The organism is Solidesulfovibrio fructosivorans JJ], from assembly GCF_000179555.1.
Classification (GTDB): Bacteria; Desulfobacterota; Desulfovibrionia; order Desulfovibrionales; family Desulfovibrionaceae; genus Solidesulfovibrio; species Solidesulfovibrio fructosivorans.
The window spans coordinates 136467-158656 of sequence record NZ_AECZ01000008.1; the positions used below are offsets into that span (position 1 = coordinate 136467).

Annotated in this window: 23 protein-coding genes; 11 read left to right on the forward strand and 12 right to left on the reverse strand. The window is 67.1% G+C overall.

Annotated elements, in window-relative coordinates; translation table 11 throughout:
* Positions 1-109: 109 nt before the first annotated feature.
* Positions 110-2260, reverse strand: coding sequence for a SpoIIE family protein phosphatase (locus tag DESFRDRAFT_RS07845; protein ID WP_005992791.1), 2151 nt, complete (start codon positions 2258-2260; stop codon positions 110-112).
* A 210-nt stretch (positions 2261-2470) separates the two neighbouring features.
* Here DESFRDRAFT_RS07845 and DESFRDRAFT_RS07850 point away from each other — a divergent pair, with 210 nt between their 5' ends.
* The 4 genes from DESFRDRAFT_RS07850 to DESFRDRAFT_RS07865 all read left to right on the forward strand — a co-directional run bounded on the left by DESFRDRAFT_RS07850 (position 2471) and on the right by DESFRDRAFT_RS07865 (position 5601).
* Positions 2471-3199 (forward strand): amino acid ABC transporter ATP-binding protein, encoded by a 729-nt coding sequence (locus DESFRDRAFT_RS07850; RefSeq protein WP_005992792.1) that lies wholly within the window; start codon positions 2471-2473, stop codon positions 3197-3199.
* Between the two features lie 57 nt (positions 3200-3256).
* Positions 3257-4075 carry an ABC transporter substrate-binding protein gene (locus tag DESFRDRAFT_RS07855; protein WP_005992793.1) on the forward strand — a complete coding sequence of 273 codons (819 nt, stop codon included), beginning with the start codon at positions 3257-3259 and terminating at the stop codon, positions 4073-4075.
* A 113-nt stretch (positions 4076-4188) separates the two neighbouring features.
* Complete coding sequence (locus DESFRDRAFT_RS07860) at positions 4189-4890, forward strand: amino acid ABC transporter permease (RefSeq protein ID WP_005992794.1); 702 nt, start codon at positions 4189-4191, stop codon at positions 4888-4890.
* Positions 4891-4905: 15 nt separating this feature from the next.
* Positions 4906-5601: an amino acid ABC transporter permease gene (locus DESFRDRAFT_RS07865; RefSeq protein WP_005992797.1), complete on the forward strand. Its 696-nt coding sequence runs from the start codon at positions 4906-4908 to the stop codon at positions 5599-5601.
* 108 nt (positions 5602-5709) lie between these two features.
* Here DESFRDRAFT_RS07865 and DESFRDRAFT_RS07870 read toward each other — a convergent pair whose 3' ends face one another.
* The 6 genes from DESFRDRAFT_RS07870 to DESFRDRAFT_RS07895 form a co-directional block, all read right to left on the reverse strand.
* The gene (locus DESFRDRAFT_RS07870) at positions 5710-7839 is read right to left on the reverse strand and encodes a histidine kinase dimerization/phosphoacceptor domain -containing protein (RefSeq protein WP_043794176.1); all 2130 of its coding nucleotides are present in this window, start codon (positions 7837-7839) and stop codon (positions 5710-5712) included.
* Positions 7840-7893: 54 nt separating this feature from the next.
* A complete protein-coding gene (locus tag DESFRDRAFT_RS07875) occupies positions 7894-8043 on the reverse strand; it encodes a hypothetical protein (RefSeq protein WP_233489582.1) in 150 nt (49 codons plus the stop codon).
* Between the two features lie 105 nt (positions 8044-8148).
* On the reverse strand, positions 8149-8421 hold the full coding sequence (locus DESFRDRAFT_RS07880; protein WP_005992799.1) for a TMEM165/GDT1 family protein: 273 nt from the start codon (positions 8419-8421) through the stop codon (positions 8149-8151).
* A 124-nt stretch (positions 8422-8545) separates the two neighbouring features.
* Positions 8546-10486: a molybdopterin biosynthesis protein gene (locus tag DESFRDRAFT_RS07885; RefSeq protein WP_005992800.1), complete on the reverse strand. Its 1941-nt coding sequence runs from the start codon at positions 10484-10486 to the stop codon at positions 8546-8548.
* A 15-nt stretch (positions 10487-10501) separates the two neighbouring features.
* Positions 10502-11389, reverse strand: a complete 888-nt coding sequence (locus DESFRDRAFT_RS07890) for a carbon-nitrogen hydrolase (RefSeq protein WP_005992801.1) — start codon at positions 11387-11389, stop codon at positions 10502-10504.
* A gap of 84 nt (positions 11390-11473) precedes the next feature.
* Positions 11474-12103 (reverse strand): LysE family translocator, encoded by a 630-nt coding sequence (locus tag DESFRDRAFT_RS07895; RefSeq protein ID WP_005992802.1) that lies wholly within the window; start codon positions 12101-12103, stop codon positions 11474-11476.
* Positions 12104-12189: 86 nt separating this feature from the next.
* Here DESFRDRAFT_RS07895 and DESFRDRAFT_RS07900 point away from each other — a divergent pair, with 86 nt between their 5' ends.
* Positions 12190-13170: a glucokinase gene (locus tag DESFRDRAFT_RS07900; RefSeq protein WP_005992803.1), complete on the forward strand. Its 981-nt coding sequence runs from the start codon at positions 12190-12192 to the stop codon at positions 13168-13170.
* 15 nt (positions 13171-13185) lie between these two features.
* Positions 13186-14421: a molybdopterin molybdotransferase MoeA gene (locus tag DESFRDRAFT_RS07905; protein WP_005992804.1), complete on the forward strand. Its 1236-nt coding sequence runs from the start codon at positions 13186-13188 to the stop codon at positions 14419-14421.
* 298 nt (positions 14422-14719) lie between these two features.
* Here the strand turns inward: DESFRDRAFT_RS07905 and DESFRDRAFT_RS07910 are convergent, their stop codons facing one another.
* Complete coding sequence (locus DESFRDRAFT_RS07910) at positions 14720-15589, reverse strand: universal stress protein (RefSeq protein ID WP_005992805.1); 870 nt, start codon at positions 15587-15589, stop codon at positions 14720-14722.
* 149 nt (positions 15590-15738) lie between these two features.
* Between DESFRDRAFT_RS07910 and DESFRDRAFT_RS21205 the strand changes: the two genes are divergently transcribed.
* Both DESFRDRAFT_RS21205 and DESFRDRAFT_RS07915 read left to right on the forward strand, forming a co-directional pair.
* Positions 15739-15909: a FeoB-associated Cys-rich membrane protein gene (locus DESFRDRAFT_RS21205; RefSeq protein WP_005992806.1), complete on the forward strand. Its 171-nt coding sequence runs from the start codon at positions 15739-15741 to the stop codon at positions 15907-15909.
* Between the two features lie 23 nt (positions 15910-15932).
* Positions 15933-16772, forward strand: coding sequence for a C45 family autoproteolytic acyltransferase/hydolase (locus DESFRDRAFT_RS07915; RefSeq protein WP_052303457.1), 840 nt, complete (start codon positions 15933-15935; stop codon positions 16770-16772).
* On the opposite strand, the gene DESFRDRAFT_RS07920 is transcribed toward DESFRDRAFT_RS07915, so the two are convergent.
* The 4 genes from DESFRDRAFT_RS07920 to DESFRDRAFT_RS07935 all read right to left on the reverse strand — a co-directional run bounded on the left by DESFRDRAFT_RS07920 (position 16769) and on the right by DESFRDRAFT_RS07935 (position 20064).
* On the reverse strand, positions 16769-17563 hold the full coding sequence (locus DESFRDRAFT_RS07920; RefSeq protein WP_005992811.1) for a nitroreductase family protein: 795 nt from the start codon (positions 17561-17563) through the stop codon (positions 16769-16771). The two genes, DESFRDRAFT_RS07915 and DESFRDRAFT_RS07920, sit on opposite strands and share 4 nt — an antisense overlap.
* Before the next feature lie 220 nt (positions 17564-17783).
* Positions 17784-18218 carry a thioredoxin family protein gene (locus DESFRDRAFT_RS07925; protein WP_005992813.1) on the reverse strand — a complete coding sequence of 145 codons (435 nt, stop codon included), beginning with the start codon at positions 18216-18218 and terminating at the stop codon, positions 17784-17786.
* A 65-nt stretch (positions 18219-18283) separates the two neighbouring features.
* Positions 18284-18757 carry a siroheme decarboxylase subunit alpha gene (gene ahbA, locus DESFRDRAFT_RS07930; RefSeq protein ID WP_005992815.1) on the reverse strand — a complete coding sequence of 158 codons (474 nt, stop codon included), beginning with the start codon at positions 18755-18757 and terminating at the stop codon, positions 18284-18286.
* A gap of 8 nt (positions 18758-18765) precedes the next feature.
* A complete protein-coding gene (locus DESFRDRAFT_RS07935; protein WP_005992817.1) occupies positions 18766-20064 on the reverse strand; it encodes a GGDEF domain-containing protein in 1299 nt (432 codons plus the stop codon).
* 101 nt (positions 20065-20165) lie between these two features.
* Between DESFRDRAFT_RS07935 and DESFRDRAFT_RS22090 the strand changes: the two genes are divergently transcribed.
* From DESFRDRAFT_RS22090 to DESFRDRAFT_RS07945, 3 genes are all read left to right on the forward strand, one after another.
* Positions 20166-20654 carry a hypothetical protein gene (locus DESFRDRAFT_RS22090; RefSeq protein WP_005992819.1) on the forward strand — a complete coding sequence of 163 codons (489 nt, stop codon included), beginning with the start codon at positions 20166-20168 and terminating at the stop codon, positions 20652-20654.
* A 92-nt stretch (positions 20655-20746) separates the two neighbouring features.
* Positions 20747-21148, forward strand: a complete 402-nt coding sequence (locus tag DESFRDRAFT_RS07940) for a hypothetical protein (protein WP_005992821.1) — start codon at positions 20747-20749, stop codon at positions 21146-21148.
* Between the two features lie 200 nt (positions 21149-21348).
* Entirely contained in the window at positions 21349-22080 is a 732-nt protein-coding gene (locus DESFRDRAFT_RS07945) for a class I SAM-dependent methyltransferase (RefSeq protein ID WP_005992822.1), read from the forward strand.
* The last annotated feature ends 110 nt before the right edge of the window (positions 22081-22190 follow it).

Consider the following 22190-nt stretch of genomic DNA (forward strand, 5'->3'; position numbering starts at 1 on the left):
ATGTATCATCGTTACCGCATCTGTAACCGTGAAAAGTTTTTAGGAGGGGAGAGCGCGAGAGGGGGACCCTTTTTCCAAAAAGGGTCCCCCTCTCGCATCTTCTTCCTTCTTAAATCTTCTTAACCACGACCAGGGTCACGTCGTCTTCCTGGCGGCAATCGCCCCGGAAGGCGGTCAGGTCGGCCAGCACGGCGGCCAGGATATCGGCGGCGCTGCCCGCGGCGGCGCGCCGGATCGAAGCATGGAAGCGCGCCTTGCCGTACATTTCCCCGGACGGGCCGCGCGATTCCCATATGCCGTCCGTGCCGATGGCCAGCACGAGGCCCGGCCGGGCAAAGGGCATCGCGCATTCCGCGTAAGGGTAGGCCGGGTCAATGCCCAGCGGCACTCCCTTGCCCGGCCATTCCTCGAAGGCGTCCGTTTCCGGATCGTAGAGCAAGGCCGGGTCGTGGCCGGCCCGCACGTATCGCGCCTCGCCGGCTTCGGGCCGGATCTCCATGGCCAGGAGCGTCATGAACCGTCCCGAGTCGCCCACATCGCGGCACAGCAGCCGGTTGGCCCGGCGCACGCGTTCGGCCGGGGTCTCGCTGTCTTCGGTGGCCAGGAGCAGTGCCCGGGCCGTGGCCATGAGCAGCGCCGAGGGCACGCCATGGCCGGTCACGTCGCCGACGGCCGTGTCCAGGCAGATTTCCTTTCCCCGGGCCACGGCCCGGTAATCGAAGTAATCGCCTCCGGTTTCGTCGCAGGCGATGGCCGTGCCGGCGATGTCCAGGCCCGGCACCGCCGGCGGCGCGGCCGGCAGCAGGTTTTGCTGCACCTCCTGGGCCAGATCCAGGGAGCGTTGCAGCCGCAGATGGTCGGCCATCATCGGCCCGGCCTCGTTGAAGGCGTCGATGAGCTCCTGGCGCTCGTCCCCGACCCGCAGGTCGAGGCGGGCCGAAAAATCGCCGGCCGCCAGCCGTTTCCAACCGTCGAGCATGGCGAGCAAAGGCCGCAGGAACAAACGGGTCATGGCGATGGCGGCCAGGGTCACGGCCGCCAGCACGACGACCATGGCCGCGCCGGACAGGCGCACGATGGCGGCCGTGGCGTCGAGGATGTCCTGTCCGGCCCGCTCGGCCAGGGTGGACAGCATGGACTTGGGCACGATGCACAGGAAATAGGTCCCGGTGGTCAGCCGGGCGAAGGCCCAGAAGGCCTCCTCGCCCTTGTAGGGCAGGTCGGCCGCACCGGATTTCGTCCGTGCCATGGTGGCTAGAAACGCCTCGAATCCGGCCGTGTCGTTGGAGGTCAGCCGCTCGAAATTGATCACGGACTTCCAGTCCGGGGCGTGCTGTTCGTAGGAGCGCTGGGCCCAGACGTAGAGCGCCGAGGCCCCGGAGCGCGGGTCCGTGGCCGGAGCCACCACGAAGGTGCGCATGGCCTCGGACCACTGGGAGGCGATTTCCTGTTCCTGGAGCACCTGGGCCAGCGGCACGTCCAGGCTGGCCACCCCGGCGAAGCGGCCGTCCGGGCCGGCCAGGGCCTTGGACAGGGTCAGCGTCACCTGGCCGGTGGCGGCGTCCACGGCCGGATCGTTCCAGATCACGGCCCCGCCCGTCGGGGCATGGGGGGTGAACGCCGCCTTGGCCGCCTTGAACCAGGGGCGTTCGCGCGGATCATAGTCGGCCGGATAGCCGGCATGGCCGGGAAAGGACACGTGGCTGCCGTCGGCCAGGGTGACCGAGGCGAAAAGGAGCAGGTCGCCGAGTTCGGCGCGCAGCAGGGCGAAGGTGGGGCCGAGGCTGGCCAGCCGGGCGTCCTCGCCGTTTTTCCCCTTGGTCCCGGGCGGACGGTAGACGACCGGGCTTTCGCTGCTGATGGCCAGGCGTTCCTGGCCGCCGCCGGCCAGCCGTTTGGCGTAGCTTTCGCCCTGGCCGAGGTCCGGGGGGGCATTTTTGTCCGCGGCCACGTCCGTGGCCCGGTAGACCTCGGTGGCGGCGGCGCGTCCGGGCGGCTCGGCAAGCGTCCGTTCGGCCGCCGCCGCCAGCACGCTCAGGCTGAAATCCATGGCGCTTTTGGAACGTCGCAGCACCAGGGCGTAATCCTCGGCCGTCTGGCGCAGCTCGTTTTTGACGATGGCGGCGATGAGCGTGCGGCCCTCTCCGGCAATGGCCCGGCCGAGCTGCACCACATGGCGGCGCGTGATCCCCGTGACCACCACCAGGGGAATGAGGCTGAAGGCCAGCAGGATGAGGAAAAATTTCCAACGAAGCCGCATGGGTCTCTCCGACTGGAAGCCTACGGGACAGTCGCGGCCGGCGCAAGCCCGTCTCCGGCTCGGCGAGGCCTTCGTTCTAAGGGGGCGCAATTGACAAAAAGGGTACTCTCAAGCACTCTAAGGCATTCTGGACCGTCGTGAAGTCCGCTATTTCCGGCTGCCGCGAGACGGCCGTTGTTTCTTTTGCGCCCGAGGAGGAGTCTTAGCGCCATGCCCATGATCGAATTCCACAACGTCAACAAATGGTATGGCGAGTTCCATGTGCTCAAGGGCATCACGGACAGCGTCGAGGCCGGGGAGGTGCTGGTCATCTGCGGCCCTTCCGGGTCGGGAAAATCCACGCTAATCCGTTGCGTCAACCGCCTGGAAGAGTACCAGAAGGGGCATATCCTTTTCGAAGGCCACGACATCCACGGCGACGACATCGACGTCAACCGGCTGCGCTGCGACATCGGCATCGTCTTCCAGCAATTCAACCTCTACCCCCACCTCTCCGTCCTCAAAAACATCACCCTGGCCCCGACCAAGGTGAAAAAGATGCCCCGCAAGGAAGCCGAGGAACTGGCCCTGGCCCTGCTCGAGCGGGTGGGCATCCACGCCCAGGCCAAGAAATTCCCGGCCGAACTCTCCGGCGGCCAGCAACAGCGCGTGGCCATCGCCCGGGCCCTGGCCATGAAGCCCAAGGCCATGCTCTTCGACGAGCCCACTTCGGCCCTGGACCCGGAGATGATCAACGAAGTCTTAAACGTCATGAAGGATCTGGCCCGCGACGGCATGACCATGTTGTGCGTCACCCACGAGATGGGCTTTGCCCGGGAGGTGGCCGACCGGGTGGTGTTCATGGACCATGGCGAAATCATCGAGGGCGCGCCTCCCGGGGAATTCTTCTCCAATCCCCGGCACGAACGCACGCAGCTTTTCCTCAAAGAGATTTTGTAGCGCGACCGGCGCGGACAAACGGCACGCAACCTCAAAAACCTTCACAAGGAGGCTTTCATGCGCAAGATCGCCTGGATTTCGACCCTGGCCTGCCTGCTGACCCTGCTCGCGGCCGCGGCCGCCACAGCCGGCAAGCTCGACGACATCAAAGCCCGGGGCGCGCTCGTCGCCGGCGTCAAGGATTCCCAGCCCCCCTTCGGCTACGTCGACGAGAAGACCAACCAGATCGTGGGCTTCGAAATCGACCTCATGCAGGCCCTGGCCAAGCGCCTGGGCGTGAAGCTGGAACTCAAGCCCGTGACCTCCTCCACCCGCATCCCCATGCTCGGCCAGGGCGCCGTGGACATCGTGGCCGCCACCATGACCCACAAGAAAGAGCGTGAGGACCAGATCGACTTCTCCATCACCTATTTCATGACCGGCCAGAAGCTGCTGGTCAAAAAGGGCGGCGGCGTCCAATCCGTGGCCGACCTGAACGGCAAGAAGGTGGCTTCGGTCAAGGGCTCCACCTCCGAGCAGAACGTGAAAAAGGCCCAGCCCGGCTGCACCGTCATTTCCTTCGAGACCTACCCCGAGGCCTTCCTGGCCCTCAAGCAGGGCAAGGTCCAGGCCATGACCACGGACGAGTCCATCCTGGTCGGCATCAGGAACAGCGACGACCATCCCGAAAAATGGGAGATCGTTGGCGACTATATCTCTCCCGAACCTTACGGCTTCGGACTGCCCGAAAACGATTCCGACTTCCGCGACTACGTCAACCTGGCGCTCATGAACATGTGGGAGACCGGCGAATACCAGAAGATCTACGACAAGTGGTTCGGCAAGGGCAAAAAGGACTATCTGCCCCTGACCTGGAAGATGGAACTCTGGCCGTAGGCTTCGCGGCGAAGAGGGAACGATTTGTCCGGACCCGGCGGGCTGGGGCGCATTCCCCGGCGGCCGGGTCCGGTCGATGACGGCGTCGGCGCACGCCGCTTTGGAGAGGGACTTTGGCGTACCATTTCGATTTTACCCAGGTCGTCACCGGCGAATACGGGCAGTGGCTGGTCACGGGCCTTGTCACCACGCTCAAGATTTCCGCCGTTTCCATCGTGCTGTCCCTGGTCCTGGGGACGCTTGTCGCCGTCATGCGCCTGTCCAAGGTGCGCCCGCTCGTCTGGGCCAGCGCCACCTACACCGAATTTTTCCGCAACACCCCGCTCCTGGTACAGATATTTTTCTGGTATTTCGGCTCGTACAACGTGCTGCCGCAGTTCGTGAACGACTGGCTCTACAAGCAGGACTTCGAATTCGCCTGCGGCGTCATCGCCCTGACCGTCTACACCAGCGCCTTTATCGCCGAGGAGATCCGTTCCGGCGTCTTCTCCATCCCCAAAAACCAGCTCGAGGCGTCCCGGGCCTGCGGCCTGTCGTTTACCCAGGCCATGGTCTACGTCATTTTGCCCCAGGCCTTCCGGGTCATCATTCCGCCGCTGATTTCCCAGTTCCTGAACCTCATCAAGAACTCGTCCCTGGTCATGACCATCGGCGTCATGGACCTGACCTACATGGCCCGGCAGATCGAGGCCCACACCTTCCACGGGTTCGAGGCCTTCACCGTGACCACCTGCATGTACCTGTGCATTTCGCTTGTCGTTTCGGCGGGCGTCACCCTTTACAGCCGGCGCGTGTTGCGCGTGCGCTCGCACTAAGGGGAGGGCCGGGGCATGCATTGGAACGTCATCTACAACAACTTCGACTATTTCCTTATCGGCGGCTATCCCCGGGGGCCGCTCGGCGGCCTGGCCATGACCGTGCTTCTGGCCGTGGGCGGCATTTTCGGCGCCTTCTGGCTGGGGCTCGGCTGCGGGCTGTTGCGCATTTCCAAGAAGCCGCTTTTGCGCTGGCCGGCCTTGATCTACATCGAGATCATCCGGGGCATTCCGCTGCTGATGGTCGTCTTCTGGTTTTATTTCCTGGCCCCGGTGCTGTTCGGCCATACCCTGCCCGAGGCCCAAAGCGCGCTGATCGCGCTGATCGTTTTCACCAGCGCCTACATCGCGGAGATCGTGCGGGCCGGGGTGCAGGCCCTGCCCAAGGGCCAGATGGAGGCGGCGCGCGGCACGGGGCTGTCCCATTTCCAGGCCATGACCCACGTCATCCTGCCCCAGGCGCTTTTCAACATGATCCCGTCGTTCGTGAACCAGTTCGTGTCGCTGACCAAGGACACGTCCCTGGCCTTTATCATCGGCGTCAACGAGCTGACCAAGGCGGCCACCCAGGTCAACAACCGCACCCTGACCGCGCCGACGGAAATCTTCATCACCATCGCCCTGCTCTACTTCGTGATCTGCTTTTGCCTGACGGAACTGTCGCGCTGGCTGGAAAAGCACATCAACCGCTACCAGGCCCGCACGCGCTAAGGGGCCGGCCGGTGGAAACTTTTTGTAAAAAGTTTCCACCGGACCCCCGTCAAAAAAGTTCAAAAGGGATCTCCAGGCGATGCCCGAGGCATGTTGCGGGCGTCGGCTTCAGGCCGGGAACGCGATCTCGAAGCGCGCCCCGCCTTCCGGGCTTTGGGCGATGCGCACTTCGCCCTCCAGCTGGCGGGCCAGCTCCCTGACCAGGGTCATGCCCATGGTCGCCAGCGCGGTGTGGTCGAATCCCTCCGGCACGCCCCTCCCCGTATCCTCCACCCAGAAGCGGGCCTGGCCGTTTTCCAGGCGGCAGCCCACGCGGAGCTCGCCGCTTTCCCCGGGGAAAAAGGCGTGCTTGCAGGCGTTGGTGATAAGCTCGGTCAAAAGCAGCCCGCAGGGCACGGCGGCGTTGAGGGACAAGGGAAAGGGCCGCGCGTCGCAGACAAGGCGCACCCCGGCCGTATGCTCCTTGAACACGGACAGCACGCCCTGGGCCAGGCTTCGGACGTATTCGCCCATGTCGACCGTGGCCGCGTCGCCGCGGTTGTAGAGTTGCTGGTGGACCAGGGCCATGGACCGGATGCGCGCGCCCAGAAGAAGGAGGCGTTCGCGCTCGGCCGGGTCGGCCGCCTCGTCGGCTTGCAGGCTGATGAAGCTCAGGATGATCTGGAGATTGTTTTTCACCCGGTGGTGGATCTCCTTGAGCAGGATGCTCTTGTCCACCAGGGCCTTTTCCACGGCTTCGCGGATGCGCTCGCTCTCGGTGACGTCGTCGAGGCGGATGACCACGCCCTCGGCGCCGTTGGCCACAAGGGGGTAAAACAGCATGTTCATGAGGTGGGGGGCGCCGTGCTGCGGCAGGAGCTGCTTTTCCACGACCTGGGAGCGGCGTTCGCGCAGGGCCGTTTCCACGTTGGGCATGTAGCCGGAGAGCTGCGGCAGGGATGCGCCCACCTCGCGTCCCAGGGCGTCCTCGGCGTCCAGGCCGAAAAGCTCCCGGGCGTTGCCGTTGATGTGGGTGACACGGCCGGCGGGGTCGATGCCGATGATGGCCGAGGGCATGGACTCGAGAATGTTGGAAAGCATGGCGCGCATGCGCCCGAGCGCCGCCGCCGTCTCCATCAGTTCGCGTTCGCGGAGTTCGATGGTCTCGGCCATGGCGTTGAAGCTCGCGCCGAGGCGGCGGACCTCGAGGCTGCCGGTTTCCGCCGCCTTGTCCCGGGCGAGCAGATCCCCGCCGGCCAGGCGTTCGGCCGCGTCGACCAGGCTGGCGATGCCCCGGCCAAGGGCCGCCCGGCCGGCCACCCGGGCGATGACGAGGGCGAGCAGGGTGGCGATAAGGGCCGAGAGCAGGCCGCGGCGCAGCTGCTTGTCGGCGTCGGCGAACACGTCGTAGCAGGCCGCGGAAACGAGGATGGTCATGTACGGCGGCTCGCCGGGTGCGAGCCGCAGCCGGGTGAAGCTGAACAGGCCGTCTCCGCCGGTGTAGCGCGGCGCGATGAAGGTCCCCTCGTCGGCGGTTTCCGCGGCGAGTTGCGCCCAGAGCCGGGGAACGAGCCGCCCGCCCATGGGAAAGAGCTCTGTCGGGGGATAGGCCACCATGCGCAGTCCGTCCGGGTCGAGTAAGGTGATCCGGGAGTTTTCCGGCAGCTCGATGCGCTTTAAGAACTTGTCGTAGCCTTCGAGATAGTAGGACATGCCGATGACGCCCAGAAGCCGCCCGTCGGCGTCCATGCGCGGCAGGGCGAAGACCAGGATCGGCTTTTTCGTGGCCCGGCCGTAAATGAACTTGCTGACGCCCAGCCCACGGGTGGTCATGGCTTCCTGGAAATACTTCCGGTCGGCGAGGTTCACGCCGAGAAAGGCGGGCAGGCCTGAGGCGACGACCGTGCCGGACGCGTCGGTGAGAAAGACGTTGGAGAGTTCGGGATGGTCGCGCAGCAGGTTGGTAAAAAGCCGGTTGCAGGCGGCGAGTCGCCGGCCTCGGACCTCCTCGGTATGGTCGAGGGCCACGAGCACGCCCCGGGCCTGGCGCAGCACGCCCCGCTGGAGGGCGATCAGACTGCGGGTCAGGTTGCGGATGTCGTCCCAGGCCCGGAGTTCGGCCTGATGGCGCGCCTCGAAGCTCGAGGCCACGATGACGCCCATGGCCGGCAGCGCGGCGAGCAGGACAATGCCGGTCAGGATTGTGGCAATGGAACGGTTCAGGAACCATTGCCAGGGGCCGTGCCGGACTTTTCCCATCGGAAATCTACACATCATTTCCGGGAAAATGTCCAGGCGGCGGAGCCTGCCGGCCTATCCGGCCGCGAACCGGGGCGGGTGGCGCGTATAGACCGCGCGCAGAAAGCCGTCGGCTTCCGCAACGTCGAGACGCCAGCCGGACACGGTGGCCAGCTGGTCCTCAAGAACGGGGCGGGCGCTTGTCGCGACCAGAAATTCCAGCACGTCGGCCCGGGAGAGGCGGAGATACCAACCTATCTCCAGTCCCAGCCCTCAGCACTTCTCGCGCAGGTCGCAGACGACCGTTTCCTGTGCCATGCCGCTTTCCCCTTACAGTTTATCGAAATAGATCAGCGCGCCCATGACCACGAAGGCCACGGCGGCGACTTTCTTGATGATCTCCGGCGAGACGAAGTTGCAGATGAATTCCGCGAAGATGACCCCGAGGAAGCTGGTGGCCACCAGGGCCAGCGAAGAGCCGGCGAAGACGATCCAGGGCCTGCGGGAATCGGCCGCGGTCAGCACGCAGGCCAGCTGCGTCTTGTCCCCGAGTTCGGCCACGAAAATGGTGGCAAAGGTCGTGAAAAGCAGTTTCCAGTCCATGCATCCCTCGTCATTGACTGCCGTATTCCAAGTTCATCCTTGAGAGTTTTTCGGGAGGGTGGGGGCCCGGGGGAGGGAACCCCTTTTTGCAAAAAGGGGTTCCCTCCCCCGGTTCTTTCGCCTCTTACTCCTCTCCCGGCAGGCCCATGCCCGGGTGCATGACCCGGCCGGACCAGTCCGTGCCGTAGCCGCCGAGCGCCCGCACCTGTTCCTTGAAGGCCTCGCCGGCGATGACGGAGATGACGGCTTCGATCTTGGGGTCGTCGCGCAGGGCCTCGGGAATGACAAGGTCGTAGCGTTCCCGGGCCAGGGGCACGAAATCGAGCCCCAGCGCCTTGGCCGCCGCGTACACGCCCAGGCCGCAGTCCGCCGCGCCGGTCTTCACGTTGACGGCCACGGCCATGTGGGTGTGTTCCTCGCGCTCGTAGCCGAGGATGCGGTCGGGAGCCAGTCCGGCCAGGGCCAGGTGGTGGTCGAAGAGAATGCGCGTGCCGGCCCCGCGCTGGCGGTTGATGTAGCGCACGCCGTCGCGGGCCAGATCGGCCACGCCGACGATGCCCTTGGGGTTGCCCGGGGCGACGATGAGCCCCTGCTCCCGGATGGCCAGGTTGACCACGAGCACGTCCAGGCCGGGCAGGTACTTGGCCAGAAACGGGAAGTTGAAGTCCCGGGTGTCCGGATCGAACAGGTGGGAGCCGGCCAGCATGGCCGAGCCGTTTTTGAGCGCGATAAGCCCGCCCATGCTGCCCACGTGGCTGGAGACCAGCCGCATGGACGGATCGCGGCGCATGAGCATGTCGGCCAGGATGTCAAGGGTGTTGTCGTGGCTGCCCACGCAGACCAGGGTGCGGGCCAGTTCGCCGGCGTCCACCAGCAGCTCGGCCGCGACCACGGTCCCGGATTCCAGCCCTTCGGCCTCGGGCGGCAGCTGGGTCACGGCCTGGGCCTTGGTCATGGAGGAAATGCTCCCCGCGCCGCGCGAAAGGGGCAGGGCAACGTAGCTCGATCCCACCTGCCCCACGGACAGGCGCAGGAAATCGGTCATGCCGATGCGCGAAGGCACGCTGCGGGCCAGCGTCGCGGCGATGGTCTGCCGGGTCCTGGGCTCGGACCGGGTCAGCCAGCAGGCCAGGGGATAGAGCAGGCGCTCGAAGCAGACCACGGAACTGACCGGATAGCCCGGCGCGCCGACGATGAGCTTGCCCCGGGCCACGCCCAGAAGCGACGGCTTGCCCGGCATGGCGGCCACGCCGTGGACCAGCACCTCGCCGAATTTGGCGATGGTCGACTTGGTGAAATCCTTGCTGCCGGCCGAGGAGCCGGCCACCATGACCACGATGTGGGCGTCGGAATCGAGCCCCTCCTCCAGGGCCCTGGCCAGGGCCTCGGGATCGTCCGGCACCGGGGGCACGCGCAGGCAGTTCATGCCCCATTCGTCGGCCAGGGCGGCAAGCAGCATGGAGTTGCTCTCCACCACCTGCCCGGGGCCGGGCGTGGGCCGGGCCGTGAAGTCCATGACCTCGTCGCCGGTGGGGATCACGCGCATGCGCACGCGCTCGTAGACCGAAATCTCGAACGCCCCGCAGGACAGGAGCGCGCCCACGTCGTAGGGCGAGATGCGCCGGTGCCGGGGCAGCACCATCTCCGTGGCCACGATGTCCTCGCCGATGCGGCGCACATGGGCGAACGGCGCGACCGGGGCCTCGATGGTGGCGGCCTCGCCGTCCATGACCACGTTTTCGATCATGACCACGGCGTCGAAGGCGCTCGGCAGCGGATGGCCGGTATTGACGAAGACGAAGCCCTTTTCCGGCGTCAGGCGCACGGGCGAGCCTTCCCGGGCCATGAAGGTGTCGGCGGCGCGCACGGCGATGCCGTCCATGGCGGCACTGTGGAAGGTCGGCGAGGAATAGCGGGCGATGACCGGCTCGGCCGTGATGCGCCCGGCCGCCCGGTCGGCGCCGATGCGCTCGACGCCGAGGAGCGCCTTGCGGTCGAGAACGGCCTTGACCCGGGCCAGGGCCTCCTCGATGGGAATGGTACGGAGGTAAATATTGCGTTTCATGGAGTTCTCCTTGGCTTACTCCCCGTACAACCGGCACAAATCGCCGTAGGCGTCGATGCGGCGGTCGCGCAGAAAAGGCCAGTGGCGGCGCTGGGTTTCGACGACCTGGGGGTCGATGACGGCGGTGATGATTTCTTCCTCGGCCACGCCGGCCTGGGCCACGATCCGGCCGGACGGGTCGGCCACGAAGGACGAGCCCCAAAATTCCAGGGTCTCGCCGTAGCCCGCCCCGCCGCCTTCGATGCCGACGCGGTTTACGGCCGCGACGTAGATGCCGTTGGCGATGGCGTGGCCGCGCTGCACGGTGATCCAGGCGTCGCGCTGGCCTTCGCCGTATTCGGCCTTCTCCGAAGGGTGCCAGCCGATGGCCGTGGGGTAGCAAAGGACCAGCGCGCCCCTAAGCGCCGTGGCCCGGGCGGCCTCGGGAAACCACTGGTCCCAGCAGATGAGCGTGCCCACCCGGCCGAACGGGGTGTCGAAGGCCTTGAAGCCCAGGTCGCCGGGCGCGAAGTAGAATTTTTCCTCGAAACCCGGGTCGTGGGGGATGTGCATCTTGCGGTAGACGCCGATATGCTCGCCCTCCGGACCGAGCACGGCCAGGGAGTTCTGGTGGCAGCCCGGTCCCCGGCGTTCGAACAGCGGCGCCACGACCACCACGCCGGCCTTTTTGGCGGCGTCGGCCATGGCCCGGGTGGTGGGGCCGGGGATGGGCTCGGCCAGGTCGAAGGCGGCGTGGTCCTGGTTGCGGCAGAAATAGGGCGTGGCGAAGAGTTCCGGCAGGCAGACCACATTGGCGCCGGCCCTGCCCGCCTCGGCCACGCGGGCGGCGGCCTTTTCGAGGGAATCGGCCACGGTTTTTTCCGGGGCCATCTGGATGAGCCCTAAGCGAAACGGGGCGGCCATGGCATCACCTTCCTGGCGGTTTGATCGCGCTGTGCACGGACATTTAGCACAATACGGAGGAACGCGGCAAAGGACAATGGCGGATCAGGGCTTGCCGAGCAGGGAAAGCCCGTCCCGGGCGAAGACGAAGGCGAAGTAGAAAAGCGACAGCCCAAGGACGGCCATAAGCAGCCGGTAGGCGCGGCTCCCCAGAAACCGGCGGAAGCGTCCGGCCAGCACGGCGGCCATGATCTTGGCCCCGACGATGGCCGCGTAGAAAACGCCTAAGAACGTAACCACGGCGGCCGTGCCCGAGCCCGCCGCGTCGATGAGCATGGGCACTCCCACCGTGGTCCAGAAAAGATAGGGGTGGGGATTGGTGAAATTGGCGGCCACCCCGCGCCAAAGCGACCTCGGGGCCGCTCCCGGCTTCCCGGCGTCCGGGGGCGGGGCGTGCAGGCATTCGATGCCGTAGCGCACCAGCAGGCAGGCTCCGGCCACGGACAGCAGGCCGAGCACCGTGGGCGCGCCGTGGGCGGCGGAAATCGCCAGCCAGGCGGCGATGATGATCGGGGCGTCGGTTATAAGCGGGGCCAGCCCCACCTTGATGCCTTCGGCCGGGCCGTGGGCCAGGGTCTGGGACAGGACCAGGGAGAGCAGCGGTCCGGGCGAAAGGCCGGCCGAGAGTCCCAATGCGGCGGCGGCCAGGGCGATGGAAGCGGGAGTCTGGGGCATGCTTGCGTTTCCGGGCGCGCCCCGGCAAACTACCGACGGCGCGACGGCACCGTGCCGGAAAAACCCCCTTCTTTCAAGGAGGAGCCATGACGACGCAGGGCGCGGCGTTCCCCAAACACATCCTGGCCGCGGACATCGGCGGAACGCATAGCCGGTTTGGGCATTTCACGCTTTCGGCCTCCGGCGAACTCGCGCTCGGGGCGTCGGTCTGGGCCTCGACCAACGCCGCCTCCTCCTTTCTCGAACTGCTCGAAAGCCTGCCCCAGGCGGGATTCGACCTCGCGCCCCGGGCCGCCGACGCGGCCGTGTTCGCTATTCCAGGCGCGGTGGTCGGGCGGCGCATCAGCTTCGCCAACATCGACTGGGACCTCGATCTGGACAGCCTGGAAAGCGCGTACGGGCTTTCCAGCGCCGTGTGCATCAACGATTTTCTGGCCCAGGCCCACGGCTGCGCCCTTCTGGTCGACGAGGCCGAGGCGGTGCTGCCCGGGACGATGGACGCTTCCCGGGTGCAGGCCGTCATCGGGGCCGGCACGGGATTCGGCCACGCCGTGCTCGTGCCCATGGATGACGGAAGCCGGCTGGCCCTGGCCTCGGAAGCCGGCCACGCCTCGGTGCCCTTTTTCGGCGAGGCGGAACAGGCCTTTGCCGCCTTTGTGTGCCGGCGGACCGGGGAGAACTACGTGCGCGGCGATTCCGTGCTGTCCGGCTCGGGCCTGACCGCCCTGCACGAGTTCCTCACCGGGGAGCGCCTGACCCCGGCCGAGGTGGGCGCGAGCCTGACCCCGGAAAGCCGCACCACCGAGCTTTTCGCCCGCTTCTACGGCCGGGCCGTCCGCGATTACGCCCTGACGGTGGTGGCCGCCGGAGGGATCTACATTTCCGGCGGCGTGGCCGCCAAAAACCCCCTGCTCGTCAGCCATCCGGCCTTTGCCCGGGAGTTCTACGACTCCCCTCCCTTTGGCGGCCTTTTGCGCCGCATCGGGGTGCGCCTGGTGCGCAACGCCAACACCGGCCTTTTCGGCGCGGCGAGCGTGGGCAAAAGCCTGCTCTGGAAGACGGGTTAAAAGGATCCAAGCCCCATGCGCGAGGGATTTTTCCGGGCCGTGTCCACGGCCGAATTTACAAAGCTGCTGCGGACCTTTCCCCCCCTGCCCGCCGAAAACGTGCCCCTCGACGCGGCCCGGGGACGGTTCCTGGCCGGGGACGTCCTTGCCGGCGAGGATCTCCCCGCCGCCGGACGCGCCGCCATGGACGGCTACGCCGTGCGCGCGGCCGAGGTGTTCGGGGCCACGGAGAACAGCCCCGCCTACCTCGACCTGGCCATGGACATCCCCATCGGCATCATCCCCGACCAGCCGCTGCCGCCCGGCCGCTGCGCCCGCATCGTCACCGGCGCGTTTCTGCCCCAGGGAGCCGACGCCGTGGTCATGGTGGAATACACCGAGGACCTCGGGGCCGGGGCCATCGAAATCCGCCGGCCCGTGCCGCCCGGGGAAAACATGCTCTTCGCCGGCGAGGACGCGGCCCTGGGGCAGCGCATCCTGGCCGCCGGCACGCGGCTGCGGCCCCAGGAAATCGGCATGCTGGCCGCCCTGGGCCAGACCGTGGTGGCCGTGGGCCGGCGTCCCTCCGTGGCCGTGCTCTCCACCGGCGACGAACTGGTGCCGGCTTCGGCCACGCCCCGGCCGGGCCAGATCCGCGACGTCAACACCCATACCCTTTCGGCTATGGTCGAGGCCGCCGGAGCCGAACCCCACGCCTTTCCCCTGGTGCCCGACGACCTGCCCGGCATCACCGCCGCCCTGGCCGACGCCACCGCCTCCCACGACCTGACCCTGCTCTCCGGTGGCAGCTCCGTCGGCGCGCGCGATTTCACCCTCGACGCCCTGCGCGGCCTCGGCGCGGACATCCTGGCCCACGGCGTGGCCATAAGCCCGGGCAAGCCGACCATCCTGGCCAGCCGCGCCGGCCGCCCCGTCATCGGACTGCCCGGCCAGGTCACCTCGGCCCAGGTCGTCATGGCCGTCTTCGGCGCGCCGCTTCTGGCCCACCTGGCCGGCGACGTCGCCGCCTTCGACCGGCCGGTGCGAACCTTTCCGGCCATCCTCTCGCGCAACATCGCCTCCAAACAAGGCCGCGAAGACCACGTCCGGGTGCGCCTGGAACCGCGCCCCGGCGAACTGCCCCTGGCCCACCCCGTGCTCGGCAAATCCGGGCTGCTCAAGACCCTGCTTCTCGCCGACGGCCTCATCGTCATCCCCGCCGACCTGGAAGGCTACGCCGGCGGGCTCGAGGTCGCGGTCCGGCCGATCTAGGCGGCGGCCGGGAGGCGGGGCTCCGCCCCGCACCCCGCCAGGGCGCTGCCCTGGACCCGCCGGGGGGCTTGATGCCCCCCGGACCCCCCTTCACGCTTTGCCGGGTGGGGCTTTTGCGGGGTGGCGGGAGTTCGAATACTTGTCGCCGCAATCGGCCCGGCGGCGAAGCGCCGCATGAAAAAGCAAAGTGGTGGGAAGGTGCTTAACTTTTAAGAGTTTTTTTGGAGGGTGGGGGTCCGGGGGAGGGGACCTTTTTTTGCAAAAAAAGGTCCCCTCCCCCGGTTCCTCTCCCCTCTTCCTACTTACACAGCCACAAGGACGCGCCTTCGATGCCGCGCAGGATCTTGAGGCTGGTCGTGGCGAAGATGTGTTTGAGGGTCGAGGGCTTATGGCTGGTGCGGCCGATGGCCACGGCGGCGTATTTATTGGAATCGGCTTCGTGCAGGATGGTGCGCGCCGGGTTGGACGAGGTCAGGACTTTGATGCTGATCCGGTCGTCGGCGATGTCGTTGGCTTTGACCTCGGCCAGGGCCCGGCCGAAGATTTCCTCCGCGTTGACGCAGCGGTCGTCGGAGCACACGTGCAGCAGCGTGATGTCGTGGCCGGGTTCGTTTTTGAGCATGAAGCCGGCATGGTCGGCCACGCGCATGGATTCCTCGGAGCCGTCCACGCACAGCAGCACGTTTCGGCGGTCCTTTTGCGGATTGCGGCAGATCCAGATGGGGAACGTGAGTTCTTCCCAGAGGATGCGGTGCGACACGCTGTCGCTGACCATTTCCTCGAACCATGACAGCCCCCGCCGGCCGAGCACGGCCGCGTCGTAGAGCCCTTCCTCGGATTCCTTGACGATCTCTTTGACCGTGCCGAGTTTTCCGTGGGAAAATTTGACGAACACCTGGTCCTTCGAGAACCCCATGGAGTGGAGCCATTCCTTGGCCTTTTCCATGGCCGGCACGCCGTGGACCTGCTTGTCTTCCTCGATATGGATGATGGCCTCGGGATTGGCCTCGAGGTTGATGGGGTCGAGCCGCCAGTCCGGGCGGCGCGGGACGACGTAGAACAGCGTCAGCTTGAGCTCTTCGCGGTTGGTGAAAAAATTGTGTACGAAGCGCAGGCTTTGCGAGGTATGAAATTCGTCGCTGACGGCCACAAGCAGGTGTTTGTCCATGGGGCGCGTCCTTGGCGCGTGCCGTTGGGAACGGTGGCAGCGCGGGTTCGAGGGTGTTGTTTTTTAAGACGATAAAACATGTTGCGCGAATTTGGAAAGGGCTTATTCTTTAATTCGAAGTTGAATTTCATTTTCAAAGAGAGGCCTTCATGGACAAACTTATTGTCTTTTTGATCATCGCCGTGGCGGCCGGATATGTGATCCGGCGATTTTTCTTTAAGAAGAGCGGCGGTTGCGGCTGCGGCTGTTCGGGCTGCGATGGCGGGGCGCCAATCAAGGGCGAAGGCTCGTGCTGTCAGGACGGACAAAAGCTGCAATAGCCCGGGCGGCGTACGCCCTGCCTGTGCTGCTGCTGGTCCTTCTGGCGGCCGGCCCGGGGAGGGCCTGCACTCTCTTTGGCCTTGCCGGGTCCGACGTGGCCGGCGGCGGCACGCTGCTGGTCAAAAACCGCGACTGGCGGCCGGTGCAGGCCCAGCGGCTCGTGCTGGTCACGCCCGGGGAGGGGCATCGCTATCTGGGGCTTTTTGCCGAAGGCGGCGGCGCTTCCGGGCTCAAGGCCGGGGTCAACGAGGCCGGACTCACCGTGGTTTCGGCCACGGCGGGCAGCGTTCCCCGCGAGGCCCGGCGGGGCAAGAGCCCCATGAGCGGCTTGTTGCGCCGGTTGTTGACGGACTGCGGCAGCGTCGCCGCGGCTGTGGCCCGGGCCGATCTTTTCGGCCGGGGCAAGCCGTGCATGCTTCTTTTGTCCGACCGGCACGGGCTGGCCCGGGTGGAAGTGGCCCCTGGCGGCCGCTACGCCGTTTCCCGCACCGCCGACGGCGTGCTGTGGCAGACCAACCATTATCTGGAGCCGGCCCTTGCCGACGCCAATGTCCGCATCGGCGCGTCGAGCCGGACCCGGGCGGCGCGCATCGCCGGGCTTCTGGGCGATCTGCCTCGGCCCGCGAATCTCGCCGCCCTCCTCGCCCTGTCCCGGGACACGGCCGACGGGCCGGAGGACGGGATCTGGCGCACGGGCGGCAGGCCAAAGGCCGTGCGCACCGTGGCCACCTTTGCCGTGGCCATGCCGCCGTCCGGTCCGGGCAGGCTGTATCTGCGCCTGGCCGATCCCGGCACGCCCGAATGGACGCGGACCATCACCCTGGACGCGGCGGCTTTTTCGGAAAACACCCCCGCGCCCTAACGCCAGACAATGGACAGGGGCTTTCGCGGCGGCAGTCGTTTGAGGGCGAAGCGCGGAAAGCCGACCATGAGTCCCCCGTACATCTCGTGGCCCTGCGGCAGGCCGAGGAACTCCCGGGCCGGCGCGTGGGAAGCCACGGCCCGGCGCACGAGTCCGGCCCAGCAGGCGCCAAGTCCCAGGGCATGGGCGGCCAGCTCGAAATGGGTCAGGGCGATGACGCAGTCCGTGGCCGGCGGGATGGGCGCGGCCGCGTCGGCGTGGACCACCACCAGACAGGGGGCGCCCCGCAGAATGGTTTCCCGGCCGGCGTCGAAGGGCTCGATGAAGCGCTGGCTGCTTCCCGCGGCGCGGAAAAAGTCGGCGCACAGCCCGGCCAGGGTGCGGATGGCGGCCGCATCGGTTATGACGAGCCACTCGACCGGCTGGAAATTGAGGGCCGAAGGCGCGTAGCGCGCCGTTTCCAGGCAGGTTTCGATCAGTCCGCGCGGTACGCGCCGGTCGCTGAAGTTGCGTACCGAGCGCCGCCCGGTCATCCAGGCGCAAAGCGCTTCCGGCAACACGTCCGGCGTCCTTGGCGCGTCGGGCAGTTCGTCCGGGTCGATCCCGTCGATGCGCAGGCAGCCCTTGGCGCACACGGCCACGCAATGCCCGCAACCGATGCAGGACGCCTCCAGATGCGCCGTGGCCACGGGATAGCCCGCCTCGTCGATGTCAATGAGCGAGAGCGGACACTCCAGGGCGCATAGCCCATCCCGTGCGCACCGCTCCCTGTCGATTTCCAGAGAAGCCATGGTAGTCTCCTTTGAGGAAGGGAAGAAGGTGCGAGAGGGGAACCCTTTTTGAAAAAAGGGTTCCCCTCTCGCGCTCTCCCCTCCCAAAAACTTCTAACGGTTACAGCAGGTATGACGACAATATATTGTAATCATTAAAAGTCTTTGGAAAGGGGGTCCGGGGGGAGAACCTTTCTGCAAGAAAGGTTTCCCCCCGGCATCTCACATCCCTTTACCACTACTACAAATTCTGCCGTACCCAGGCCACGATGTCGGCCGCGCCGCGCGCGCCGGAGGTGCGGGCTTTTTCCTGGCCGCCGACGAACAGGGCCATGGTGGGCACGCCCTGGATGCGCATGCGGTCGGCGATGGCCAGTTCCTCCTGGGTGTCGCATTTGGCCAGGATCACCCGGGGGTGGAGCATGGCCGCCGCCTGGTCGAAGGCCGGGGCCATGGCCCGGCAGGGTGCGCACCAGGGCGCCCAGAAGTCGACCAGCACGGGCAGGTCGCTTTTGGACAGGAACGTATCGAAGGTGGCGCCGGTCAGGGTGACGGGGTGCGGTTCGAGGATGGGGGCGCGGCATTTGCCGCACACCGGCCCGCTGTCCAAACGGCCGGTCAGGACGCGGTTGACGGCGAGGCACTTGGGACACACGGCGTGGATGGCATCGGGCATGGCAACCTCCAAGGGGAAATCTAACGGGCCATTATCCTTTAAGTCCTTCTGCCGCCGTGTCCAGGTCAGGCCGGGGTTTCGGGACCCGCGCCCTCGCTCATGGCGAAATCCACCCGGATTTTGAAGAGCCGGTCGGCCGGGAGGTTCAGGATGGGGATGCCCGTTTCGGCGGTGATGGCGGCCAGGGCCTCGGCGATATGCTCGCGCGAGGGGCCGATCATGGTGAACCAGACATTGAGCGCGTGCTGGCGCAGGTAGTTGTGGGTGACGCCGGGATGGGCGTTGACGGCGGCAATGAAGGCGTCGAGCTTTTCCGGCGGGGCCGAGGCGGCGCACAGGGTCGAGCAAAAGCCGATCTTGGCCGACTGGAAGTTGGCCCCGATACGGCGGATGATGCCTTTGCCCTTAAGCGCCCGCACCCGGGCCAGGGTTTCGGCCTCGGTCAGCCCGACCGCCTCGCCTATGGCGGCGTAGGGCCGGGAGGCGATGGGGAAGCCGGTCTGGATGATGTCGAGAATGCGTTTGTCCGTGGCGTCCATGGTTCCCGTTACTTCTGTGTTAGGGGCGTCGCGTCGCGCTCCACCCTGTTGCGTCCGGAATTCTTGGCCCGGTAGAGCGCCTTGTCGGCCCGGCCCAGGGCGCGTTCGGGGTCCTCGCCGGGGACGCGCTCGGCCACGCCGAAACTGGCCGTGACCCGGCCCGTGGCGGCGAAATCCTTGTCCGCGACGGCCTGCCGCAGCCGTTCGGCCAGCTCCGCCGTCGCTTCGAGCCCCACTCCCGGGGCCACCACCACGAACTCCTCGCCGCCGAACCGCGCCAGCCGGTCCACCTGGCGCAGCGTGGCCCGCAACCGGCCGGCCAGCTCCACGAGCACCGCGTCGCCCGCTTCATGGCCATGGGTGTCGTTTATGGCCTTGAAGTGGTCGATGTCCAGCAGCACCACCGACAGCGGCGCGCCGTAGCGATCGGCCCGGGCCGCCTCGTCGGTGAGCACGTCGGCCAGCTTGCGGCGGTTGAGCGCCCTGGTGAGCGGATCGAGGTTGGCCAGGTCCAGCAGCTCCCGCCGCTCCAGCTCCAGCTCCGTCACGTCGGCGAGGGTCAAAAGCCGGCGGTCGCGGCCCGGAAGCGGCGTGACCGCGGCCTGGAACACATGGGCCGGCTGGCCGGGCCGGTCGGGATGGGTCAGGCGCAGCCGGTGTTCCCGGTCGATGGGGTCTTCCTCCAGCCGGCGCATCCAGGCGGCAAGTCCCCCCTGCGGCGGGGCGTCGGCCAGAAACCGTTCCAGCGAAAGGCCCCTGGCCGTGAATTCGTGAAAGGAGGTGAGCCCCATGAAGCGCAGCAGGGCCCGGTTGCAAAAGACCACCCTGGCCGCGTGGACTATGGCCATGGGCTGGGGCGCGTCGTCGAGCAGATGGCGGGTCAGGTCCCAGGCTTCCTCGGCCAGGCGTTTGGCGGCGATTTCCTCCAGGACTTCGTCGAAGGCCGCGCCGAGGGATGCGGGATCGAAGGGCCGCACCGCCACGCGCGCCCCCGGCAGGGACACGGTGGTCAAAACGGCCAGGATGTCCTCGGGCGCGCCGGTGAGAAAAACCGGCACGGGCGCGTCGTCCCGGCGCAGGGCCATGGCCAGGGAAGCCGCCCCGCCGGGCAGGTTCGCGGCCACGAGCGCCATGTCGAGCGGCGTGCCGGCCCGCGCCTCCAGGGCTTCCTCGAGGTTTGCCGCCGTGTGCACGGTCTCGAAGCGGGAGGCGAGCAGGGTCGCGAGGACCTCCCGCGCCGCCGGGTTGCCCTCGGCCAGCAGCGCCGCGCTTCCCCGGCCGCGCTCCGCGCCTTTTCCGTCCGTCATCGTCGCTCCTTTTGCCGATACGATAAAGGCGATCGCCCCTCTTGTCATCGTCGCCCGAATGGGTATCGTGTGAGAGTGTGTGTCCTGACAAGGAGGCGACCATGAAACGGCGTATCGCTTGGTCGATTTTGGCCCTGGTCCTGTCCTTGCCGATGGCGGCGAACATGGCGGCGGCCCAGCCCAGGCCCGGAGGCCCCGGCCCGGCGATACGGCCCGGCCCCATCGGCGTTCCCGGCCCTGTCGTGCGTCCCGGGCCCGTCGTGCGTCCCGGTCCCATTGTCGGGCCGGGGCCCGTTGTGCGCCCCGGTCCCGGCCCCGGCCCGTGGCCCGGCCCGGGCTGGCCGGTGACGGTCTATCCGGGCTACCCTGGCTACCCCTATTACCCCGGCTATCCGTATCCGTACTATCCGGGCTACCCCGTCTATACCGGTCCCGACGTCGTGATCGGCTTCCCCTGGCCCGCTCCCGGTCCCTGGCGCGGCCCCGGCCCGGCCGTCGGCCCCTGGCGCGGTCCCGGGCCTGGGATCGTCCCCGGTCCGATCGGGCGTCCGGGCCCAGGCCCGCGTCCCGGTCCCGGACCTAGGCGCTGACGCCGTTTTCCGGCACAGTGGCCGCAACCCCGGGGCGCGGTCGGACTCCGGCCGACGCCCCGCCAACCCTTTTTTGCCCGAGGAGCCTTTTTATGCAGCGTGTCGTTCTGGTTGCGGCCATGGTCCTGTTGCTCGCCGGATGCGGCGGCGCGGCCTCCAAAATGGAGCTTGCCGGCGAACCGACCGTCTATGCCAGGGTGCTCAAGGCGCCCGATCCCCTGCTTATGGGCTGCTACCTGCGTTCGCGCCCGTCGGAATATCACCGCCCCAACAGCTACCAGTACTGCCTGGTGAAAAAGGGCGATAAATACGCCGTGTATTACGACTGGCGCGACGGCAAGACCCTCGAGGAACACAAGGGCTGGATGCCGTTTACGATCAACGGCGACCGTCTGGTCAGCGACACCGAGCCGAGCACCTACCTCGTCAAGGACGGCAGCGTCTGGCACAACTACGGCGGCCGCACCGTCCTGCATAAAATGATCCGCCAGTAGGGCCGTTCCGTTTTCACGGGCAAAAACGGCTTTTGCCAAGGCCGGGCGGTTTCTGGTAACGCCTGTTGACGGCGGCTGCCGACAACGCGCGGCGGCGACGCCGTGCTTTTCCCGGATCGGCGGAGCTGGTCGGACGTTTCGAGGAGGCAGGCGCGCCGGAAGCGAGGCCCGGGACGGGGCCTGGCGTCGCCAACGCGGTCATGTGGGACAACGAGACAGCCAGGCGTTACGATGCCTGGTTCACCACCCCGACGGGGGAGTTCGCCCTCAAGCGGGAAATGCGGCTGCTCGAGCATATGACGGCCGGTTGGCCCCGTCGCGGCCAACGCCTGCTCGAGGTGGGCTGCGGCACGGGCATTTTCCTCGACGTCCTGCACAACGCCGGCTTCGACGTGACCGGCCTCGACGCCGCCCCGGCCATGCTGGAGGCGGCCCGGCAACGCCTTGGCGACAAGGCGGATCTGCATCTCGGCGACGCCGCCCATCTGCCCTTCGACGACCACGCCTTCGATTTCTGCGTGCTGCTGACCGTACTGGAATTTTGCCCCGACCCGGGCGCGGTCCTGGCCGAGGCCGGCCGGGTGGCCAGAAAGGGCATCCTGGTCGGCTACCTCAACCGCTGTTCCCTCTACGGCCTGTCCATGCGGTTTTTCGGCGGACGTCGCGGCGGACCGCTGCGCGAGGCCCGCTGGTTCTCGCCCTGCGCCATGGGAAAGCTCGTGCGCGCGAACCTGGGCAGGCGCTGCCAGCGCACGGCCTCGGTGCTGCCCGGTCCGAAATCCACCTGGCGCGAGAAAACGCCCTGGCGACAATGCAACTCCTTCCTCTGGCCCCTGCCGCTGGGCGCGTTTTGCGCCTGCGAAATCAACCTCGCGGGCACCCCCGCCATGACCTCGCTCCCGGCGTTCAAGGCAAAGACATGCATGGGATAGAGGGACTATCCGGGGGGAACCCTTTCTGTAGAAAGGGTTCCCCCCGGATCCCCTTCCCAAAGACTTTTAACGGTTACAATGTGTTGGCGTGGCTTCATCCGTAACCGGTA

What these genes read in the sequence shown, in the direction of transcription:
- DESFRDRAFT_RS21205 (WP_005992806.1), top strand. Translation starts at nt 15,739, where the DNA reads ATGGACAAACTTATTGTCTTTTTGATCATCGCCGTGGCGGCCGGATAT.
- DESFRDRAFT_RS07905 (WP_005992804.1), top strand. Translation starts at nt 13,186, where the DNA reads ATGCGCGAGGGATTTTTCCGGGCCGTGTCCACGGCCGAATTTACAAAG.
- DESFRDRAFT_RS07845 (WP_005992791.1), bottom strand. Translation starts at nt 2,260, where the DNA reads ATGCGGCTTCGTTGGAAATTTTTCCTCATCCTGCTGGCCTTCAGCCTC.
- DESFRDRAFT_RS07900 (WP_005992803.1), top strand. Translation starts at nt 12,190, where the DNA reads ATGACGACGCAGGGCGCGGCGTTCCCCAAACACATCCTGGCCGCGGAC.
- DESFRDRAFT_RS22090 (WP_005992819.1), top strand. Translation starts at nt 20,166, where the DNA reads ATGAAACGGCGTATCGCTTGGTCGATTTTGGCCCTGGTCCTGTCCTTG.
- DESFRDRAFT_RS07885 (WP_005992800.1), bottom strand. Translation starts at nt 10,486, where the DNA reads ATGAAACGCAATATTTACCTCCGTACCATTCCCATCGAGGAGGCCCTG.
- DESFRDRAFT_RS07910 (WP_005992805.1), bottom strand. Translation starts at nt 15,589, where the DNA reads ATGGACAAACACCTGCTTGTGGCCGTCAGCGACGAATTTCATACCTCG.
- DESFRDRAFT_RS07940 (WP_005992821.1), top strand. Translation starts at nt 20,747, where the DNA reads ATGCAGCGTGTCGTTCTGGTTGCGGCCATGGTCCTGTTGCTCGCCGGA.
- DESFRDRAFT_RS07895 (WP_005992802.1), bottom strand. Translation starts at nt 12,103, where the DNA reads ATGCCCCAGACTCCCGCTTCCATCGCCCTGGCCGCCGCCGCATTGGGA.
- DESFRDRAFT_RS07945 (WP_005992822.1), top strand. Translation starts at nt 21,349, where the DNA reads ATGTGGGACAACGAGACAGCCAGGCGTTACGATGCCTGGTTCACCACC.
- DESFRDRAFT_RS07880 (WP_005992799.1), bottom strand. Translation starts at nt 8,421, where the DNA reads ATGGACTGGAAACTGCTTTTCACGACCTTTGCCACCATTTTCGTGGCC.
- DESFRDRAFT_RS07870 (WP_043794176.1), bottom strand. Translation starts at nt 7,839, where the DNA reads ATGGGAAAAGTCCGGCACGGCCCCTGGCAATGGTTCCTGAACCGTTCC.
- ahbA (WP_005992815.1), bottom strand. Translation starts at nt 18,757, where the DNA reads ATGGACGCCACGGACAAACGCATTCTCGACATCATCCAGACCGGCTTC.
- DESFRDRAFT_RS07850 (WP_005992792.1), top strand. Translation starts at nt 2,471, where the DNA reads ATGCCCATGATCGAATTCCACAACGTCAACAAATGGTATGGCGAGTTC.
- DESFRDRAFT_RS07925 (WP_005992813.1), bottom strand. Translation starts at nt 18,218, where the DNA reads ATGCCCGATGCCATCCACGCCGTGTGTCCCAAGTGCCTCGCCGTCAAC.
- DESFRDRAFT_RS07855 (WP_005992793.1), top strand. Translation starts at nt 3,257, where the DNA reads ATGCGCAAGATCGCCTGGATTTCGACCCTGGCCTGCCTGCTGACCCTG.
- DESFRDRAFT_RS07935 (WP_005992817.1), bottom strand. Translation starts at nt 20,064, where the DNA reads ATGACGGACGGAAAAGGCGCGGAGCGCGGCCGGGGAAGCGCGGCGCTG.
- DESFRDRAFT_RS07920 (WP_005992811.1), bottom strand. Translation starts at nt 17,563, where the DNA reads ATGGCTTCTCTGGAAATCGACAGGGAGCGGTGCGCACGGGATGGGCTA.
- DESFRDRAFT_RS07865 (WP_005992797.1), top strand. Translation starts at nt 4,906, where the DNA reads ATGCATTGGAACGTCATCTACAACAACTTCGACTATTTCCTTATCGGC.
- DESFRDRAFT_RS07890 (WP_005992801.1), bottom strand. Translation starts at nt 11,389, where the DNA reads ATGGCCGCCCCGTTTCGCTTAGGGCTCATCCAGATGGCCCCGGAAAAA.